Source organism: Pseudomonas sp. HD6515 (genome assembly GCF_024971855.1).
Taxonomy (GTDB): domain Bacteria; phylum Pseudomonadota; class Gammaproteobacteria; order Pseudomonadales; family Pseudomonadaceae; genus Aquipseudomonas; species Aquipseudomonas alloputida.
In genome coordinates, this window is record NZ_CP079828.1 from 206,945 (window position 1) to 225,944 (window position 19,000).

The 19,000-nt window shown below is 53.9% G+C and carries 15 protein-coding genes; 6 read left to right on the forward strand and 9 right to left on the reverse strand.

Annotation, left to right across the window (positions count from 1 at the left end; genetic code table 11):
* Positions 1 to 12: 12 nt before the first annotated feature.
* Complete coding sequence (locus KW568_RS30075; RefSeq protein WP_004577632.1) at positions 13 to 381, reverse strand: histone-like nucleoid-structuring protein, MvaT/MvaU family; 369 nt, start codon at positions 379 to 381, stop codon at positions 13 to 15.
* 109 nt (positions 382 to 490) lie between these two features.
* Here KW568_RS30075 and KW568_RS30080 point away from each other — a divergent pair, with 109 nt between their 5' ends.
* Positions 491 to 814 (forward strand): hypothetical protein, encoded by a 324-nt coding sequence (locus KW568_RS30080; protein WP_004577633.1) that lies wholly within the window; start codon positions 491 to 493, stop codon positions 812 to 814.
* A gap of 39 nt (positions 815 to 853) precedes the next feature.
* Here the strand turns inward: KW568_RS30080 and KW568_RS30085 are convergent, their stop codons facing one another.
* Complete coding sequence (locus KW568_RS30085; RefSeq protein ID WP_004577634.1) at positions 854 to 1,471, reverse strand: hypothetical protein; 618 nt, start codon at positions 1,469 to 1,471, stop codon at positions 854 to 856.
* A gap of 307 nt (positions 1,472 to 1,778) precedes the next feature.
* On the opposite strand from KW568_RS30085, the gene KW568_RS30090 reads away from it, so the two are divergent.
* The 3 genes from KW568_RS30090 (at position 1,779) to KW568_RS30100 (ending at position 4,308) form a co-directional block, all read left to right on the forward strand.
* Positions 1,779 to 2,594, forward strand: coding sequence for an HDOD domain-containing protein (locus KW568_RS30090; RefSeq protein ID WP_004577635.1), 816 nt, complete (start codon positions 1,779 to 1,781; stop codon positions 2,592 to 2,594).
* Between the two features lie 16 nt (positions 2,595 to 2,610).
* Entirely contained in the window at positions 2,611 to 3,267 is a 657-nt protein-coding gene (locus tag KW568_RS30095) for a hypothetical protein (RefSeq protein WP_004577636.1), read from the forward strand.
* A gap of 111 nt (positions 3,268 to 3,378) precedes the next feature.
* Positions 3,379 to 4,308, forward strand: coding sequence for a hypothetical protein (locus KW568_RS30100; RefSeq protein ID WP_004577637.1), 930 nt, complete (start codon positions 3,379 to 3,381; stop codon positions 4,306 to 4,308).
* 7 nt (positions 4,309 to 4,315) lie between these two features.
* On the opposite strand, the gene KW568_RS30105 is transcribed toward KW568_RS30100, so the two are convergent.
* From KW568_RS30105 to KW568_RS30135, 7 genes are all read right to left on the reverse strand, one after another.
* Entirely contained in the window at positions 4,316 to 5,599 is a 1,284-nt protein-coding gene (locus KW568_RS30105; RefSeq protein WP_004577638.1) for a RepB family plasmid replication initiator protein, read from the reverse strand.
* 1,793 nt (positions 5,600 to 7,392) lie between these two features.
* On the reverse strand, positions 7,393 to 8,742 hold the full coding sequence (gene ltrA, locus KW568_RS30110; protein ID WP_020415617.1) for a group II intron reverse transcriptase/maturase: 1,350 nt from the start codon (positions 8,740 to 8,742) through the stop codon (positions 7,393 to 7,395).
* A gap of 492 nt (positions 8,743 to 9,234) precedes the next feature.
* Positions 9,235 to 9,702: a hypothetical protein gene (locus KW568_RS30115; protein WP_004574778.1), complete on the reverse strand. Its 468-nt coding sequence runs from the start codon at positions 9,700 to 9,702 to the stop codon at positions 9,235 to 9,237.
* Positions 9,703 to 12,007: 2,305 nt separating this feature from the next.
* Positions 12,008 to 12,931, reverse strand: coding sequence for a ParB/RepB/Spo0J family partition protein (locus tag KW568_RS30120; protein WP_169739405.1), 924 nt, complete (start codon positions 12,929 to 12,931; stop codon positions 12,008 to 12,010).
* Between the two features lie 110 nt (positions 12,932 to 13,041).
* Positions 13,042 to 14,163: a ParA family protein gene (locus KW568_RS30125; protein ID WP_004574780.1), complete on the reverse strand. Its 1,122-nt coding sequence runs from the start codon at positions 14,161 to 14,163 to the stop codon at positions 13,042 to 13,044.
* 436 nt (positions 14,164 to 14,599) lie between these two features.
* Positions 14,600 to 15,751, reverse strand: coding sequence for a tyrosine-type recombinase/integrase (locus KW568_RS30130; protein ID WP_004574781.1), 1,152 nt, complete (start codon positions 15,749 to 15,751; stop codon positions 14,600 to 14,602).
* The gene (locus KW568_RS30135; RefSeq protein ID WP_169739404.1) at positions 15,748 to 16,419 is read right to left on the reverse strand and encodes a hypothetical protein; all 672 of its coding nucleotides are present in this window, start codon (positions 16,417 to 16,419) and stop codon (positions 15,748 to 15,750) included. Before KW568_RS30135 ends, KW568_RS30130 begins: the two co-directional genes overlap by 4 nt.
* Positions 16,420 to 17,388: 969 nt before the next feature.
* Between KW568_RS30135 and KW568_RS30140 the strand changes: the two genes are divergently transcribed.
* Positions 17,389 to 18,414 (forward strand): DNA-binding protein, encoded by a 1,026-nt coding sequence (locus tag KW568_RS30140; RefSeq protein ID WP_016486991.1) that lies wholly within the window; start codon positions 17,389 to 17,391, stop codon positions 18,412 to 18,414.
* Between the two features lie 112 nt (positions 18,415 to 18,526).
* Complete coding sequence (locus KW568_RS30145) at positions 18,527 to 18,988, forward strand: hypothetical protein (protein WP_016486990.1); 462 nt, start codon at positions 18,527 to 18,529, stop codon at positions 18,986 to 18,988.
* The last annotated feature ends 12 nt before the right edge of the window (positions 18,989 to 19,000 follow it).

The following is a 19,000-nucleotide window of genomic DNA, read 5'->3' on the forward strand; positions in this document are numbered from 1 at the left end:
AGCTAGGCTTGCTTAGTTCTTCCATCCTTCAACGACATCACCGCCCCACTGCGCTTTCCACTCTTTCAGCTGCCGGTGATTGCCACCTTTGGTCTCGATAGTCTCACCGGTGTGTGGGTTCTTGTAGACTTTGACTTCACGTGGCTTGCGCTGCTGGCGATTGCTATCAGGGCTTGTAAACGATTTGCGCTGGACCGAAGCCGGATCGAGAATAGCGATTACCTTGCCCAAATTCGCATCGTACTCTTGCATCAAGCTCTTGAGCTTCTCTTCGAATTCAATTTCGCGCTGCAGACCAGAATCATTCTTCAGCGCTTCCAGGGCAGAAAGTTGCTCTTGCAGAGCTTTTTCAGCAGCGCGAAACTCAGCCAGCTTGCTCATGTGTAACCCTCAATGATGTAAGATTCGGAAAAGTAAATATAATTAATCTGTATAAAAAATTACTATACCTTAGGTACAGCGCATTTTCTACTGACTCAACGGAATTTCTATGATTTGCAACGCTGAAACCTATGCGGCAAGCGGCCATCACCACCACATAGCAACACTTCTAGCTGGCCGGAGCTTTGAGGGTGTTTACTTGATTGCAGAACCACCCGAAACCACATGCATTGATGGGGAAATGGGGTTGATCTTCATCGCATCCGATCTGACTGGCAGTATCAAATGTCTTGTTGATCCTGTGCGGGCGGGATGGGTGCAGGGTGAACACTTTGCGAGTATTCGAGTGCTACTGAAAGGCCAGGTGATTCTCATCGAGGATCAGCTGTGTGCGCGCATCAGCGAGTTACACCAACTGAAAATGCAGTGGTAAAAAAAAAGGACCTTCTGGAGAGTGTCCAGAAGGTCCTTTTTAAACCAAGGCCCGAATGCAGGCCTTGCTCAGTGCAACACGGGTGATGCTCGCCATAGTCAGTACTTGATATGCGGCAGCAGCCCTCCCTTCCTCCAGTGCCGCAGTCGCCAGCACCAGCAGTGCATCGGCCGGTACGAGCGCAAACTCGGCGGAACTGGAATCTTCGAAATCAAGGGTGATTTCCTCATCATCTGCCACCGTAGCGCCTGAACATAAACCGTCAAACGTATGAGGGGCTTCGGATAGGATGAGGTCGAAGAACTCAACAAAGGCGCTCAACTCGCTGGCAGAACCAGCAGAGAAGATACGGCCTTTGTCGAGGGATTTTTGAACGGTGTGGATCACATACTCGACAGCTTCAACTTCACTGAGGAGGTCCTGGCCAGCCGACAGAAGTGCGTCCTGAACAGACGAACCAGTCGCAGCATCCGCGAGCCCGGTGACATCTAGGTCTCCCCCAAAATCGCTGTAGCGACACTGGGCAAGCACCTTGATCTGGGCTTCGTAGGATGAGTCGGCATGGACCTCATGTGAGAACAGCTCCCCGTTGGGGAACAGCCCGGAAATCAGCAGGGATCGAGTTTGCGCTTGAGTGTGTTGAGGGTGCGAAATCATGTGGGGTCTCCTGAAAGAGTGTGCTGTTAAGGCTTCTCGCCTAACGGCCTTGCTTCAAGGGATGTGTCACATGCGTTTATAAAGTGAAATCACGAACACATAACGCAAAATACTAAATCATGCCATAGCGATACTGTAGGCGTATTTGTACGAGATAGAAGTTAGAGTAATTACTTCACTATGGCATTTTATCCCATCTGCGTTGAGCCTCACTCCTTGAATGATTAATGAACCATCCCCCCCTCAAGACGTTACAATTTGACTTTCTACCTCTGGATAGCTGACTCATATTCTCATTGAGATTTTTATGAAACCCCTGGCAAAAATTTTTCAGAATCCTGCAGCCTTACCAACGATCTCCTCGGTGGTAATGGAACTGCTAGCGATGTCGAGGGACCCTTCAGTACCGCTGGCCAACATTGTGAAAGCCGTGAGCCTTGACCAGGCTCTCGCGGCGAAGGTGCTACGCACGGCAAATTCTGCTTATTTCGGCAGGAGCGGTACTATTTCCCGTCTTGAGGACGCCATATCGACCATTGGCATTCACAATTTCCGAACCACCATCATTACCACCGGCCTATTGAAGGCGCTGCCTGACGCCCCAGGCATTGATATGCCGACCTACTGGAAGATGGGTTTGCATACCGCATTCATGGCTTCCTTTCTGGCCGAGAGCATCGGAGCTGACCGAGATGTCGCATTCACGACTGGTTTGATGCAAGGCATTGGCGCCCTGCTCATTCACCTCGTAATCCCAGAAGAAGCTTGTGTCGTAGTAGAGTCCGTAGATCCATTCGACTTCGCGGGCCGACGTCCCGTAGAGCAGATTCAGCTAGGATTTGACAATGCTGAGGTTGGTGCAGAGCTGCTGAAACGCTGGAAATTCCCGGCCCCAATTCAAAAAGCGTTGCAAACGTATTCCAATAGATCACCGCTACCCGATATCCTTGGCCAATTGCTATCAGTATCCTCGACCTATGCTTACGGCGTGGTTATGGGGTTGGATAGATCGTCACTCGCAGATCAGATGGACACCGAGATCATAAATTCCTTAGGTCTCACTCATGATTTGTTGGATACCTGCCGACAACGTGTGTCTGAATCTGTGCTGATGATCGGTTAAGAGAGAAGGATTTGTAGTGAACCCAGGGCTCCGCCTTTATCAGGCCATAATCGATAGATCTGAACTGCTATCGCTCCCTTTCCAAGAAGCCAGCAAAGCTTGTGGTTTCACCGCTGACACGTTAGCGAGTTGCTTTGGGGATGAGTCAAAAGCCAAGCCGCGTGCCCTCCACGACGAACTGGATCGAAAACGAATAGACCTAATCGCTGCATTTCTTGACTGTTCTGGTTTTCGAGTCCTGCAGATGGCGGACGTTTTCCGCTGGTCGGATTACTGCCTTATCCAGCAGTCCGCGATGTTCAATGCGAAAGCAGTCAGCGAGAGCCATGAGACTGCAGCCTATTTCGAGGACGTCACAAAGGCAGGCGTCGCCTCTTCTCCAACTTTCATCCTGGATGAACTGATCGCAGCCACCTGGTCTGAGAACCTAAAGGAGGCGGCCGAAAAAATTCATGTCCCTTTTGAAAAGCTCAACTCATGGCGCACTGGGCGCCCAAAACCCTCACTGCGTGATCTTTCAGCGATCAGGGTCGTGGCGAAGCATATTGATATCGGAACCCCACTGATCATGATGGCACTGGGCGTCCTGGAGAAATCTGATTTCTTGCTGGGTGGTTGCTCAGTCGACATAGAAGATGAGCTGAACAAAGCCTTAGACATAGAAATACTATAGAGCAATCCGAATATACCAATAGGACATATAACACGTATTGATAAGAATTGGCTGTATTGCTAGTATCCGTTAGCCAAGTAACGGTATTTTCTGAGCCAAGGGTTTTCTTATATGCGTTTTGATGCCCAGTCTGCATCCGCCAAGCTCTCTAGTTTGCGAATCCCAATACCGTCCAGCGATGTGCTCGATGAGGTTTACCAATCAGAGGGAGATGCACTTAGTGACGCGATCGAAAGGGCGCAAGCTGGCGACCACACTGCCCTGCACTACCTCAAAGGGATTTTCTTCACGATTCTCCCGGGGTGTGTCGAACGCATCCGCATAGCCAATCTGCCACAACCGTCTCTGTCTGTGCTGATCAACATCGGGAAGGTCGAAGGGCCGAAATTTTCTCAGCAGCTCAAGCAGTGGTCGGATAGCGGGTGTGCGGACTCAGATATTGGCAGGTATCTCTGTGACACCTACAGAAGCTTACATCAGCAGTTCTCCTGCCTTGAGGAACAAGAGGTGTTGATAGAGGCCGCCGAAATCCAGACTAGTGAAGAACCAGTAACCTCTGAGCTATCGAGCGAGTCTGCAGACAAGAAGACCTTCGTCACTCGGCATGTTTACGGGGCGAAGGTGGCCTTGTGCTTCCAATCTGATACAACCAGAAGCGGAGAGCATACGATTCGGATCGAAGCTGCCGAAGCAACCGCATCCCGGACGTTCAACTGGGCCGAAAAGATCAGTATTCAGCTTTCTGGCCGCGAGCTGCCTGGTGTACTAGCCACCTTCATGCAGATGCAGACGAAATTCGATGGCAAAGGCCACGGCGCGCAGAACGAAAAATGGTTCACCATCGAGAATCAGCCAGGGAAAGTGTTCATCTCGGTGAACACGAAAGGCCGTGCACCAAGATCGGTACCCATAGGTCCAGGCGACTGCTTCGGGGTTGTGACCTTGCTCATTGAGCAAATGCTAAAGAATGCCCCTTACCTTTCAGCCGATACCCTATTGAACCTTGTGCAGCGGACCGCGCAAATGGCTGAGCCCGCGTAACAAAGCGTCAGATCTTGCCGCCACTAAGCAAGAATTGAAGGAGCGTTTCCGGGGTCGGAGTCTCAGGGAAGCGTTCCTGGAACAAGATTGCCACCAAGCAATTGGTCACCATAGGAGTCAATCCTTTGGTCCGGTACTGCCCGTAAGCGAAGTCATCCTTCCTCAGCTCGGCGTCATATTTCTCAGCCAGCTCGTTCTTTTCTTCATCCGACAACCCCTGGAACTCGCCACGGATAGTCTCGCGTTGAGCAGCTCCCCACTGCTCCAAAAGGTCAGCCATTTGATTCGTTGGTGCTGCTTTCGGCGCTGGCTTTGCTTTCGCAGCTGGCTTAGTAGCGTTAGCCGCTGGCTTCTGGGATTTGGCAGCTTCCGCTCCCTTCTTCTGGGTTGGCGCCTTGGCGTAGTTGTTGGCGACCGCAGCCTTGAAATATGCCGCGGGACTTGCAACGTTGGCCCCCTCCTTGCGCATTTGCGCTTCTGTGTAGTCAGCTTGAGCTAAGAGGTATTCTTCATCATGAGTCATCCCGAGCTCATCGATGTCCTTTTTGCTCAAGGACAGTGCCTTCAGGCGCTTGGATACGTCCTGGCTAACCAGCTCGGGGGATGGTCCCAGGTCTAAGCCTGGTTGAACCAAGGTCTCCAATTTGAACCAGAGCTTATCCATCTTCCGGTTGGCCTTGGTCACGTGCGGAGTGATGCGGAATCTTCGCTCGATGCTGTTGACCTGGTCGATAGCACGACCAAGCATCTTGTTGAAATCGCGAAACTCGGCGTGCGGAGTGGCTGATCCAGACAACACAACGCTCCACTCAGACCAGTGCGCACGGTAGGTCTCACCCATGGGTGAGCCAAAATAGCGTGACGTGATCTCGTGGAGCGTAAGCGCTGAAAAGCTTGAAAAGTGGTACTGCATCCGCAGATCGATCAAATTGAAGATCGCTGGGTCGAGCAGCCGGCGTTTCAGATCTGGTGGGAACGAGAAGCGCAGGGTTTGCCCATCCTCAAGGATGTAGGCTTCAGCAATTAGGTTTGCGATACCCCACTCGCTTTTTCGGCCAGGGCTCTCACCCTTGTAGTCAAACTCAACCTGCGTCTGCGACATGCTCACGAGCACCTTTTTGAGGTAGTCGCGGCTATTGGACGTGGTATGTCCAATGTTGTCTTCGACGTCTCGAATCGGGATCTCGTGAACCATCTCCTCCCGTGGCCGTTGCTGGGCGAACTGCAGGAGTGTGTTGTAGAGTTTTCGCTGTAGGAAGGTGAAGTCACTAGTGGCGGAGACGTTTCGCATTGACAGGGCTTCGGTCGCCTTCCTCAGCTCAACGGCTTTGGATGGTTCGACATCTCGAACGACCTGGAGCTTTGGTGCTCTCTTGCGTTTCGCTGGACTAGTTTCCGTTGTTGCTCCGGTTGTACGCTTTGCTCGCGGAGCTCTCGGTGTGGGGGTTTCTGAGTCCATTGTGAATTGTGCCATCAGTGACTGTGGTGGCACATTACTCGATCAATTGTCGTCCGGTCAACGAAATTACGGTTCCACCGTCAGTGGTCAATTGTGCCATGCCTAGAGGGTGCTTTTTGCTCTTCGCTTTTGACTCAAAATTGCGAAAGCAAAAAACCTACAACAGCTTGTTTCTGTTTTCACTGCTTTTTTAAAGCTTTGTTAGTGAAGACTCCAAACCCTTACGCCACAAGGGCTACAGCCATTTTTCTGTGCCATCCCCAGGGACAACAGTGCCATCTTTCTAGGCTTATGTGCCGGGGCTAGATGTCGCCAGTGCCATCCTTAGAGCTATGTGCCACGTTTAGTACCTTCCTGTGCCATTGCTAGAGGATCTCCTGAATTGTGCCGTCCCTAGGAATTTGGCTTCCCAGGCATGGCACAATTTGCTGGAGCCCAATAAATACGGTGCCTCCAGCTTATCTGCGGCTCATAACTGGGCATATGCACCAGCCCTAACGATGGCACTCTTCCTCAAGATTCGCGGCACCCAAACGCGCTAATCCTCAGCAATTGCTTTAGCAATGCTCTAACGATGGCACATTTCGATTCTTGAGCCTTATCAGACACCTACAGAGCCTCCAGTGCCCCTGACGATGGCACAATTGAGGGGGCAAGGGTAGTAAGCCCCCCCTTGGACCCCCTCTCTTACCTGATAGACTCGACGCACATTGCCTCCGTCTCTTTGTACTAGTTGAACGGAGCTCGTAAACGGCATCGTTGATATAGTTTTCACTGTGAAAAGTGGCATAAGCCAGATGAGCTACTGCACTAAGCGTGGCACATCTGGAGTGGACGCTATCTCCAGGACCATCATCTAACGATGGCACATTTGGTGGGCGGATCCTGCTTTAGGCTCTAGGCGTGGCACATTTGGCAATCTAGGCGCTCTCGATCCTCTAGCGATGGCACAATTCGCTGCTTTAGCTCGTATATCGGCCGGCGGATCCAGGGGGACGGGCCGTTGAGGGGGCGTTCATCTAGCAATGGCACAATTGGACGGCGCCAGGTTTTCACGTGAAAACCAATGAGCACAGCGATGGCAGGTCAACAATCTGCCGTTGAGCGGGCGTGCTGGAGCCCTGGTGCCGGATGGATGTGGCAGGGGCTTAACCCGCGATGGGCGATCGAGTCGACCAGAGCAAACCGAACAAGGGGGCAGGCTTGGGTGGTCACGTTGCTCGTTAACCGTAGATCCCATCATCTCTGCCGGCGAAATCACTGCGGTTAGTGGTAACGAGGTTGTGGTGCGTTCAGCGGTAGATCAACTGGCAACGGAATCGGGTCAGTCATGGCCGGTGACCTGCTCTGCAGCGGCTCTCTGGCTTGATGTGTGCAGCAAGTTTGCTGCGAAGGGGCCGGCTGGTGCTAGACAACCGCTCCGGCGCTCATGTTAGCCGCCCTCCTACAGCACTCTGCCACTCAGTCACTCCGCATACTGCAGTAGCTTCCTGCCAAGCTGTTGTTAGAGCCCTTACGTCAGCGTGGGTGGTGCCTGGCCAATTCGACAGGATCGAGTAGGGTGAGGGATTTTTTTTCCCTCAGCCCTCTCACACCACCGTACGTGCGGTTCCGCATACGGCGGTTCAACTAATACGCTGGAGTCCCTGCACAGTGCTGCGCAGCGAGACCAGCCCCATTTTGGCGAAGTACAACGTCGGTACTGCCTGATTCATGTGTTTGGATGCCGAGTTCCACCAAGGCCCTCGCCCGTTTACACTCGACTTCCACGCCCGCTCAGGCCTAAGCCCAAGCAAGATGAGTCGTCGTTCGCGGGTCTTCGGGGTTTTCCACTGTCGCCAGAGCAGGCAACGTAGTTTTCGACGCAGCCACCAATCGAGTTCCTCCAGCATCCGCATGTTCGCGGTAAGCCGAAAGTAGTTTGCCCAACCCCGCAACACGGGATTTAGCATCTCTATAGTGTGAGACAAGGACCGTCCTCGCCCCTTGCGCAGCAACTCACGAACTCGATCCATCAGTCTTCGCAGGCTTTCGGGGGCAGGTCGCACCCGTGTCTCTTGGCGATAGATCGTAATCGCGTAGCCCAGAAACTTTCGCTTCCAAGGCCGTGCTACTGCGCTTTTCTGCTCGTTGATACGTAGCTTCAGATGACCCTCCAGGAAGGCTCTGATGTTCGCCATCGCCCGTTGCCCTGCGCCTTCACTGCCGATGTAGATATTGCAGTCGTCAGCATATCGGCAGAACTTCAACTGCCGCCTTTCCAGCTCTCGATCAAGATCGGTCAGCAGGATATTCGACAGTAATGGGGACAGCGGCCCACCCTGAGGCGTACCCTCGCTGCGGGGTTGAATCACGCCATTAGCCATCATCCCCGCCTCTAAGAAGCGCCGGATCAGCTTGAGTACGCGACCATCCCTCACTCGATAGGCGAGTCGAGCCATCAACACGTCGTGGTTGACCCGGTCGAAGAATTTCTCCAGGTCGATGTCCACTACCCAGTGCTTTCCTTCGGCCACATACTCTTTCGCCTTGACGACCGCATCGAGCGCACTTCTCTGCGGACGAAAGCCGTAGCTGCCATCGGAGAAGGTTGGCTCGAAGATCGGTTGCAGTACTTGATGGAGCGCCTGCTGGATAAGCCGATCCACCACCGTGGGTACGCCGAGTGTTCTAACCCCGCCATTAGGCTTGGGAATGTCCACTCGGCGCACCGCCCGTGGCAGGTACCGATCCTCCAGCAGTGCCGCCTTCACACTTGGCCAGTGCACCAACAGCCAGTCCTTCAGTTCCTCAACCGTCAAGCGATCAACGCCTGGCGCGCCTCGGTTCTTCAGGACGCGCTTGTACGCTCGTCGCATGTTGCTGGGTTCGACCACCTGCTCCATGAGCCGGTAGTCCTCCGATTTCGTTCGCCCAGCCGTCGCCGCAACCCCCTCAGCACCTTGCGGGCTTCTTTCCGGATTCCGTCCGGCCATGGCAGGCAGGCCTCCCGTGTCGGGAGCTTCTGCGTCATCGTGGGTTGTCGAGATCAGCTGTTCTACTCTCGGTATTAATCGTTCAGGCCTTCAGTCTCGCGACCTACTATGCCCTCTGCTGACTTCTGCACAGTCATTCCAGCACCTCGCGGTGCCGGTAGCCCTGACGGGCAACCGTGCAGATCTCCCCGGGTATTGCGCACCCACTTTCACGCTTATGCCTGTCGGATCTACGTCATGGCGTTCTGTGCAAGTATTGGGTTTCGCAGATTTCGGACTGCTTACCCCGCCATGCCGCCTCGTATCCGCTTCCTGTTCGTCAGGCCAGCGATTTGCCTCGGGCTTCCTTCAGACTCGCAGTCGCCCGCGAAACCCTTGCCTCTAGCTAGCACTTCCCCTTGCCGGGTGTGCGGGGGACTTCCACCCCTGAGTGAGCGCGCCCTGCCGGGCGCACCAAAAAAAAACCCCGCTAAGGCGGGGTCGTGGGGTTTATCAGAATCGGAACATTGGATCACCTGTATCCACTGCACCATTCGGCGTTTGGCTGTTTGGCGTTGCAGCATCAGCTGATGGCATTTGCTGGCTAGCTGGCTTTACTTTGGGTGAAACCGAGAGGCTGATGAATGGTGCTCCACCGTCAACGCCTTCCTTACGCCATCCCGCGATCCGCATTTCGTGGTTGAAGCCGAAGCTCCCCGCGTAGTCGGGACCCTTTTCCTTCTTGTCGGCCTCCTTGAAGAGGCTCGCGTTGATGCCACCCACCGACAGCGAATAGAACTTATCGTTCGTACCCTGCTTCTGCTTGACCCAGACGGCTACCTCAAGCTTGAGCTTCTGGTTGCGCTCCTTGTTCAGCGGGAACTCCATGTAGCCGACCATCACAGGTGCTGCGTCAGACGTGCGGTTCTTGTTTTCAAAGATGGTTCCAGAGCCTTCACTCAATACCAGTGCAATAGACATGCGTTTCTCCAGATCTGATTTGGGGGCGTTTACGCCATAGGTTGTACTGCTGATATGCAGCACATGGTTGTGTATCCGCTATGTAACACGTAAACGTACGCTATATGAATCTAATGATAGCAGGTTGTGGTTTGGCTCCGTGAACCTAAAGCACGCGAAGGATAGGACGGTACTCCATTGTGGTGGTACAGGACCTACCTAGGACCTGCTAGCACAAACCGTGGGAATGGGTACTGGCCTATATCCGCTAATCGAGTCAGCCGTGCTCGCTCCCTAGTCAGCCCGGATGATGCCTGTCGGCTTTCCACAACCAGAGCTGACCGTTGGGTTTTGCCGCTAAAGGTTGAGTCGCTTGGGCAGCATCAAACCAGGATCTATGGCCTAGCATGAGACATCCCTTTTCACTGTGAAATGACAGGGACCAACCAGGCAGAGACACACGCCCTGGAACAGCGATCGAGGCGCCCTAGTTTTCACAGTGAAAAGTCTCAACCTTCTCGTGTTTCAAGCCTTGGCATGTGGCTCTGTACCTGGGAAACCTTTTCACTGTGAAAAGCCCGCGAGATGTTGATCGGCCTGCTCGTGTAAATCAGGTCTGGTCAGGCGACGCTTCGTTGATGCTCCGAATGATTGAGTCGCTTGGGAAGCATCAAGCTGTTCCCCCTTGGGGCAGCTCAGGTCTACCTTTTCACGGTGAAATGGTTGGAGCCACTCAAGTGGAGTCATCTACTGGAAAGTAGGTACATGCGTTAACAGCAAAAGCTGAGAGTCGTGGTACTTGGAACTTAGAATCTGGTGACCAGGTTTTCACAGTGAAAACCTGGCATGTCTCGTTCTAGCTGCTCTCGGCCAGTGGCTCTAAGCCGGGGATGCCTTTTCACTGTGAAAAGCTATCCATGATGAGGGTCGATCTGCCGGTGTGCATCAGGTGGGGGCGGAGCGACCGTACTAGCGTTACCCAAACAAGGGCTAAGGCGCTGGGTAGCATCAGCCCAGCAGCTCGGGACTGTTCCTTTTCACTGTGAAATGCAAGGCCCCCTCCGGCAAGACAGCTCTTAAGGTGCAACTGCATCCCATGGCCGGTAGATGGTTTGAGTCACACAGCCTGGATCGGAAAATGAGGCGCGATTTTCACAGTGAAAAAATCAGGCAGGTCGCGTGCTTGCGCCCTTGGCCAGTTGCTCAAGATCAGGGAGAGATCTTTTCACAGTGAAAAGCCCAGCGGGATGCGTATCAGCCTGCCCGTGATAACCGGCTCGCCTCACGACCAAGAACCTGGTTGTACCCAGTGAAAGGCTGCAGCTCTTGGACTGCATCAGGTCCCATTGAGTCGACGTTTGGGTATTCCCTTTCACTGTGAAAGGGCGGCTTAAGCCTATTTGAGGGCGTGGGGGCCTATCCTCGTCATCCCCAATGCTTGCCACTATATGTGGATCGTTCGAGCGCAGATGACGTCCAGGAAAGCTCATGATTTCACTGTGAAAGGGTGGTGATTAAAACCCTCGCCATGGGGTTGGTGTGCTTGCAGTTGATGCGTGGTCATTCACAGTGAAAAGACAGGCAGGCCGAGTGTAGGACTGCCCAGACCAGTCTGAGCAGCTGGTTCGTTCGCCGGCTCATGTTGAGGTGCTTTTCACTGTGAAAGGGTGAGCGGATCTGATCGGCACCGACATCAGCCTGTGGGAGATGCCAGTGATATCGCTCTCGTTGATCTTAGAGCTCAGTTCTGGAGCGCAGCCTGTAGCCGGCAGTCAGGACGGGGCTCCAGTCTCATTGGGAAGTGTGTATGAGAGCTACAAATTCCCCCAGTCGACGCGCAGTGGCTGGAGGCGAGGAGTCGGCCTGGGCGAGGGGCAAGCTCGATGGACCTTTTCACAGTGAAACGGTCTCCACGCGGGCATCTTCGTTGCTGCCCAAGCAGGTAGGACGATGTGCACAGTGGTAACTGTGCAGTGTGCAGTTATCACTGTGCAGTATGCAGTGAATGGTGCGTTGTGCGTGTTGGTTTGAGCAGCAAGATCTTCTCACCAGGCTAATGCCGACTGTTAAGTCAGACGCCTGGTCGCGACACCCTCGATGATGAGTGAAATTTTCACTGAGAAAAGATGCGAGCGATCTGATTTTCACAGTGAAAACTAGCCAACGGAACCTAGAATTTCACTGTGAAAAATAGGAGCTAAAAGGAGAAAACGCAGGATGAGATTTTCACAGTGAAAACGTGAAAAGCCAGAAATATCAGAGGATTAACCGGGGGAGGGCGTAGACGCCACGCCGCCGGAGGACCCGGCGGCGGAGTGGCAGCGAATTAGCTACGAGCTTTGAGCATCTCCTCGATGTAGGCGAGGACCTCCGCTGGATCAATGCCTTTGGGAGGGGTGAGGATCAACTTGCGCCCATCAATACGAGCATCCAATTGGGTGCGCTCTTTATAGTCGATCTGCCGTGGAGGGATTGGTGCTTGAGGAGAAGTCTTGCGCCGGACCTCGCCCTTGGCCCAGTTGATTGCGCTGTCCTGGGACGCACCTTCTTTAATTCGGTTGGCGGCTGCCAGTACGGTTTCAGTATGTCCCTTGTCAGCTAGAGCAACCATCTCCGAGACAACCCTATTACCAATCAGGTCAGGATCTTCTTCCAGCAGTGAAATGACACCCTCAGGCAGCTTGAAATAAGCAAGGCAGCGGCTGATCGTGGCCATGCTACGGCCGACACGGCGGGAAAGCTCTGCCTGGGATTGCACAACCTTGTCATCGAGAAGCTTCTTGTAACTCGCACCTCGCTCGAATTCAGTAAGGTCTTCCCGGGCGTCGTTGTCCGTAACCGACAAGATAGCCGCTTCAGCATCCGACAGATTACGGATGAGCGCGTAGATGTGGTCTTTGCGGAGCAGCTCATGGGCTAGGAACCGGCGCTCACCGGCAATCAGCTCGTAAGTACCGTCCGCGAGAGGGCGAACGATAATCGCGTTGTTGAGGCCTTTATCTTCAATCGTGTTTGCGAGAAGACCCAGCTTCTCAGGGTCGAACTTGCGGCGTGGCTGATACGTGCCTCGGCGTATGAGCGCCAAAGGCAAGAACGTCGCCTCGCCTGGCAAGCGCTCCCCGCTCAAGACTATGTCATCCAGGCTCGGCTCATGTACGTGGTCCGCCTGAGCAACTGGTGCACGCTCAAGCGGCTCTTTTGAGCTGCTGGTTTCCGCATCAAGGTCCATCTCACTCAGCACATCGCTCATCGGCCGGAGGTTGGCCTCCGGAATCACTTTAGGTACGTGAACACCTTGAATGCTGCTCGTACCCTCAGCCGTCGGGATTACGGTTGGTTTGCCAATTGGGCTAGAACTCCTCATTTACCCTTCTCCAAAACCGTTTTGATTCTGCCAACCATTTCCTCAAATACGCTGCGGAACGCCCCCAGAGAGTTTTCGCTACCTTGCTTCCAAAGTGAGAGAGGAACACCGTCTTCCAAGCTTTTCGAGTAGTCCTCGGAGTGGAACAACTGTTGCTCGGTAACCTTGCCGGGGAACAAGCTGGACAAGCGAGCGAGGTTAGCTTGTAGACGTGGGCGGTTGCGCATGTACATGGTGGGAATTGCAACGATCTCTGGGGCCCGGCCGAAATCGGAGCTCATTTCATTGATCTTGTGCGCCAGACGGGAAAGTGCACGGAAGGAGAATTTGTCCATACGGATAGGACACAGCAGGAAATCAGCAGCGGCAAGGCTGTTACGGGAAAGCATAGTTCCAGAGGGTGCGTTATCCATGATGATCACATCATAGCTCGACAGGTCGCAGTGCGGCAGAAGGCCTTTGCGGGCTCGCTCGATGAAGAGTGAATACCGGAAGTCGGCGCCCTGGGCATTCCGTAGCACAACGTCCATGTCGTCCAGAGAATCAAACGCTGGGATGAGGTGAGGGCCATGCTCGCCGAAAGGTTTCTTGATTACCTGGTCAAGCGTCATCTCTGTGAAGTTACCGAGGCGGATCAAGTTGCCGAGATGACCCTCAACAGCTCTATCAGCAGGGAGGCCAAGCTCTACAAGCTCTTCGGTTGTTTGGTCAGGATCATAGCCCAGCATGCTGGACACGTCGGCTTGAGGATCGTTGTCGATGATCAGGGTTTTGAATCCCGCCAAAGCGAACTCGATGCCGATGTTGCAGGTCGTGGTGGTTTTCGCGGTGCCACCCTTCTGTACGTACGTAGAGCAGGTGATGGGGCGGGAAAAGCCTTTAGTGTTTCCATTCCCGCGACGAATCGAGGCGATCAAAAACATGTCAGCGAGCGTGTAGCTACGAACCTCAACGGATCCACGAGCTACACGAGCGATGTTGAGGTCGTTTTCCTTCTCTATGGCCTTGAGGGTCTGAGTGCTTATCATCAAGCGTTCAGCCACAAATTGTGGGGTGAAGGTTAACTGAGTGAAATCAGTGAAAGTGTACTGATCGAGGGGAGTAGCAGCTGCAGTCATGTGATTTACCAGTGCCAAGTAGGTAGGATGACCGCATTCTCATACGAATCCATACGGTCAGACAAGCATAAATGCGTTTCTACCAGATAGAGATAGACCATAAACCGAAGTTTGTCATTAGGTCATATCTCGAAGAACCAGCTGTCAACCGCATGACTGAATTGATAGTTAGACCGTTTTGCGGCATGAAATGTCGAGGGTAGGGCGCTCAGGATTAGGTAAGGGAGAGGCACAAAACAAAGGACAACTAGGCAGGGGGCCTAGAGCGAGCCCCGCGGTTGGCCGGGCATCGAGCGAGGTGAAGTAGGTCACGGAGCTCATAGGTGTGTCGGAGCTCAGGGCTCAGCAGACCTGTGCAGCGCTTGGCGCGACCTCATTCTGCGGCAGCGGCCAGCCGCTCGACCTCGATGCCGGCGGCCTTTGGCCTGCGGCAACACTACCGGTGTAGTCGCGGTGTGCTTAGTGTTTGGACGACCCCTGCATGCAAAGCGTCGTCTTCTGTGTGCAGATATCGGCTGGTTGTTTCGATTTTGCTGTGACCAGCCAGCGCCTTGATCATCACCAGGTCGCCGGTAGCTTTAGCCAGGTGGCTAAAGCACGAGTGGCGGAGCCAGTGTGTTGAGGCCTCTTCAAGCCGGTCGGCTAAATCAAATAAGCTGCGCTCAACAGCGAGGGCTGCAGCGCGATGCATGATGTCTTTGATCGATTTCAGGATGGTGTCGTTATGGGCGCGTTTGAGCTTTGAGTTCGAGGCTAGGAGGAGGGGGGTTGTGTCCTTAACTGGAACCTCACGTGGCAAACCGAACGCTTCGCGATACTGCAGTAGGTCCTCATAGAGATCATCGGATATCGGTACATCTCGAATTTTGTTCCGCTTGCCCAGGACCTCCAACCACAGAACCCCGCTAGCAGAGCGCCTGATCTTGCCCATGGTTGCCCCAGTCGCTTCGAACGTCCGCACACCGGTCATGTAAAACAGGCTCAGCATGAAATGGTCACGGGCCCGTTTGCGTGGGCTTTTGGTCGCTGCAATAGCCTCGAATGCCAAGGCGATGGCAGCCTCGGGCAGCAGTCGCTTGATTGTTAAGTCCACTTCGACCTGTGGCTTTGCCACGAGCGATACGGGGTTCGCTTTCAGGCGTCCACCCTTGATCATCCATTTGTACATGCTGCCAATCTGGATCAAGGCATACTGCTGGGATGCTTTGCTAAGAGGTCCTGCAAATGGTCTCCAGTCTGGGTTCGAGCGCTTGTGCTTTGTAGGCGATACCCAAACCTCAGTCGGCTGGGGGTTATCCATAAAGTCGATGTACTGGTTGATGTCCATCACCGTGATCTGTGAGAGCTGCTTACCCAGGGTGTGCATTGCCCAGAGAATGAACCTCTCCACTTCCTTTTGCATAACGCGCCTGGTCTTCGGATTTTTTCCTTTGGCATGGAGCCACATCCAGGCTGCTTCGATGTCGCTATCCGCTTGGATTACATCGACCTGATCAAAGTCGTCAGCTGACTCGCGATCGAGCAGAGCAACTTCTGACTTGGCCTGGAGGTAAGGAATTCCGTGTACGGCTGGAGAGTTCGTGCTCATCGTATGTCTCGCGTTTTGCCGTTGTAGACAAGGCAGTCGTCAATCTCATCGGGCTCGAACCAGCGCTGCGCCCCTGATGGTGCTTCGCACTGGTACTCTTCCTGTGCACCTCCAGCCGAATCGACGCCTTCCCGTGTGGCGATCACCACCAGGATGGCCCCATACGCTGCAAAGTTGTCGATCTCCCTGTCGACGACAAGCTCGGCGCCGCGGGTTAGGTACCGTCTCCAACGATAGCCGTCGGTATAGGCACCGGCGAAATCGTCGTCATCATCGTCATCATCATCATGATCCCAATTGAAAGGCTTGGGTGTCGCAGCAGGGGGCGCTATCGCTTGAGGCATTTCAGGCGATGCTTCATGGACTGCATTTGTCTTGCGCGGCCGTTTTGTTGGTGGCGCCAGCACTAGTCGAGCTGCCTTAACGGCGGCCTGTTCGTTAGGGCTCAGTGTAGGTAGAGCTCGCGCCAGATCGTCCCATTTACAGTCTCGGTCGTCGTCTGCTGCGATGCGACTCATGTGCTCAGGGCGAATTGACCATCGGCAAGCCACATCTGCCATGCGCCATCCCTTCTGAACGATCAGTTGCTTGAAGTCATCTCGGGACAGTTTCCCCGGGCGCAAGAGCAGCAGCCCACGAGAAATCTTTGCATTTTTGGCTTGATCCACAGCGCAAGTCTTTTGTGGTGAAAGCCCTGATTTTAGGGCCTTTCATGGTGAAATCAAGTGGCTGGATGAGCTAGGTGGACTATGTCCGGTAAGCCCTGAAATGAGCCCAAATAACCGGATCCTCACGCGCTCCTGTGTGAAATCTGACGACGTTAGCCCCTGCGAGTTGATCAGAATCGACGTAGGAGCGGCATTCGAGGGCGGTTCAAACAAACCCTGGACGGCGCTGCGGCTCATGAGCAAGGTGAAGCTGTGCTTTTACTATGTCCTCGGAAGTAATTCTTAGGATGCTTGCGGAACTAATTCCCAGACCATGGCGTTTTTCCTCCAAGTCCACGAATTACTTCCGGCCGTTGGCTGTCATGCCTCGGATCGTGTGGATTGCCGCCGGCGTCCGTCTGCTCGACATAGAGGGCTTCTGCAGGTTTTCTGCAACTGGTCGGACCTTGGCCGGGCAGCGGTCGCTCCGTGCTAAGCTTTGGAGGATGAGCATGGATCGATTCGACGATGGTGCTCCGCGGATGCCATGCCGCTTTGCTTTAGCATGTTTAACTGTGGTTGTGCATTTTTCGCATATATGACTGTGGTTTCGCATTTTTAGCTGACGTAGACACTTGATCTCCAGCGCAAGCAAAATTTCCAGAACCCCTTGTCCATAAGGGTTTAGCGAGAAATCAAAAACGCCTCTCTGTAAAGCCAGCTACTGATAGCGATGGGCTTTTAGAGGGGCGTTTTTTTGCCATCTGAAAAATTCGTGATAATCGGAGATATTCACGAGTTTCGGCTCGCATCGATAGGGATCGTATGATACACAGTACATTTTTGCAGTTTTGGGGGCGTGGGGGTAAGCTCCCCCCTGGGCCGCGCCACCCCGTCTGATGGCGCGACCTAGGCGCAAGCCAGCCTCTCGTCGAGATCGTCGACGCCCAGCCTTCTGACTTTACCTATCTACCTATCAGGTTACGCCTAATGACCAGCACCGGAATTTCATCTGACAAAAGGCTAAGTACGCGGGATCTTGTGCATGTCTACGCGAGGAAGCTACTTGATGCGGGGCGCGAAGTGCGCCAGGCGGATATTCGTGAGTGCATTTACGTCAACCACGACATAAAGGCCTCGCCCAACCTGGTGTACGAGGAGATCAAGAAATTCTGGAGCGAGATAGGCCCTGTCCTGAGTGCCAGGCTGCGAAGACCTGGTGTTCCTGACGCGGTGTGCGAAAAGCTCGATGAGGTCTGGGATGTGGCCCTGAGAGCGGCAGCTGACTCCCATGCGGTTGAGCGTAAAGCCCTTGAGGCGGAGGCCGCAGCCGCCGTAGTTGCGGCAAAGGTGGCGCAGGAGAATGAACGGACTGCTTCAGCGAGCCTTGAGGCCCAGCGCCGAGAGCTGGCCGGACTCATGGCGGACAAGGAGCGGCTGACTGTCCAATTGGATCAGGTGAGCGCTGATGTTCGACAGCTCCAAGCAGAGCTCGCAGATCTCAATGCAAAGCTCGTTACCTCAAGCCAGTCGCATAGCGAGGAAATCAAGCGCCTTCAGGAAGTGCACCACGGTGCAATCGAGCGCACCCAGGAGATGCATCGTGGAGAGCTTGAGCGCCTTCAGGAGCAGCTCAAAGCAGCCAACACGGCGACAGAGACTGCCCAAGCGAAGGCCGAGACCGCCCGGGTTGCCGCAGAGCAGCACCTTGAGAAAACCGAGAACCACTTGATGATGGAGACCGCAAGGGTTCGGGACGATGAGAGAGCCAAAACAGAGAGGGTCAGCAAGGAGTTGCAGCAATCGTTGACGCTGGTTGACCAGTTAAGGATTCAGCGATCGAAAGCCACTGACGAAGCGGCTGAGATGCGTGGTCGGTTAGAGGCTACCCAGCAGGGGCTGCGCGCCCTAGAGGCCCAGAACAAGGAGCTGAGAGAGTTGAACACCACCCTGCAGACTGCCCTGCTGGAAGGCTTGAGGGATGCTAAGGCGGGATCGCTAGCGGCAGACGAATAGTTTGCTATATTGACATTTTGTCAATTTGTCAAGTGTTTGTTGATTATTTCCGATGGATGGTGGTATCTTTGTGATGCATCATTTGGTGCACCAACATAAATGAGGAAATCACATGGAAATCAACCGCAAGACTTCATCGGACACCGACACCAACCTGAAAGCACTTCTGGATGTGTTCGCCCAAAACAACTTCCAAACAGTCATCTTTTTCGCAAGTCCTACCGTCGGTGGATCAGATCATGATGGTCCAGACACGAACTGGCCATTGATGGCGGCCTTGGTTCAGACCCTTCAAGGCAATTATGATATTTACGATGGATTGTTCCTGACCGCAAAACGGTACCCGCGCTACATGGAGGTGAAGAGCTTGCTGGATGCAGCCGTAGCGGTTAGCAACGGGAGCGTCCACTATGCGCCAGCACCGCTGCCGTTCACTGCTGGTAAAACGGAGGAGGACGCTCTTGCTATGATGCTTTCAGTCCAAACCAAGGTGTTTGACCAAGATTCGCGAGCGGATTATTTCAGGCTGCTGAGTCGAGTGACCGAAAAGCAGCTCGCTGAAATGAACTACTGATCATGCCTCCCT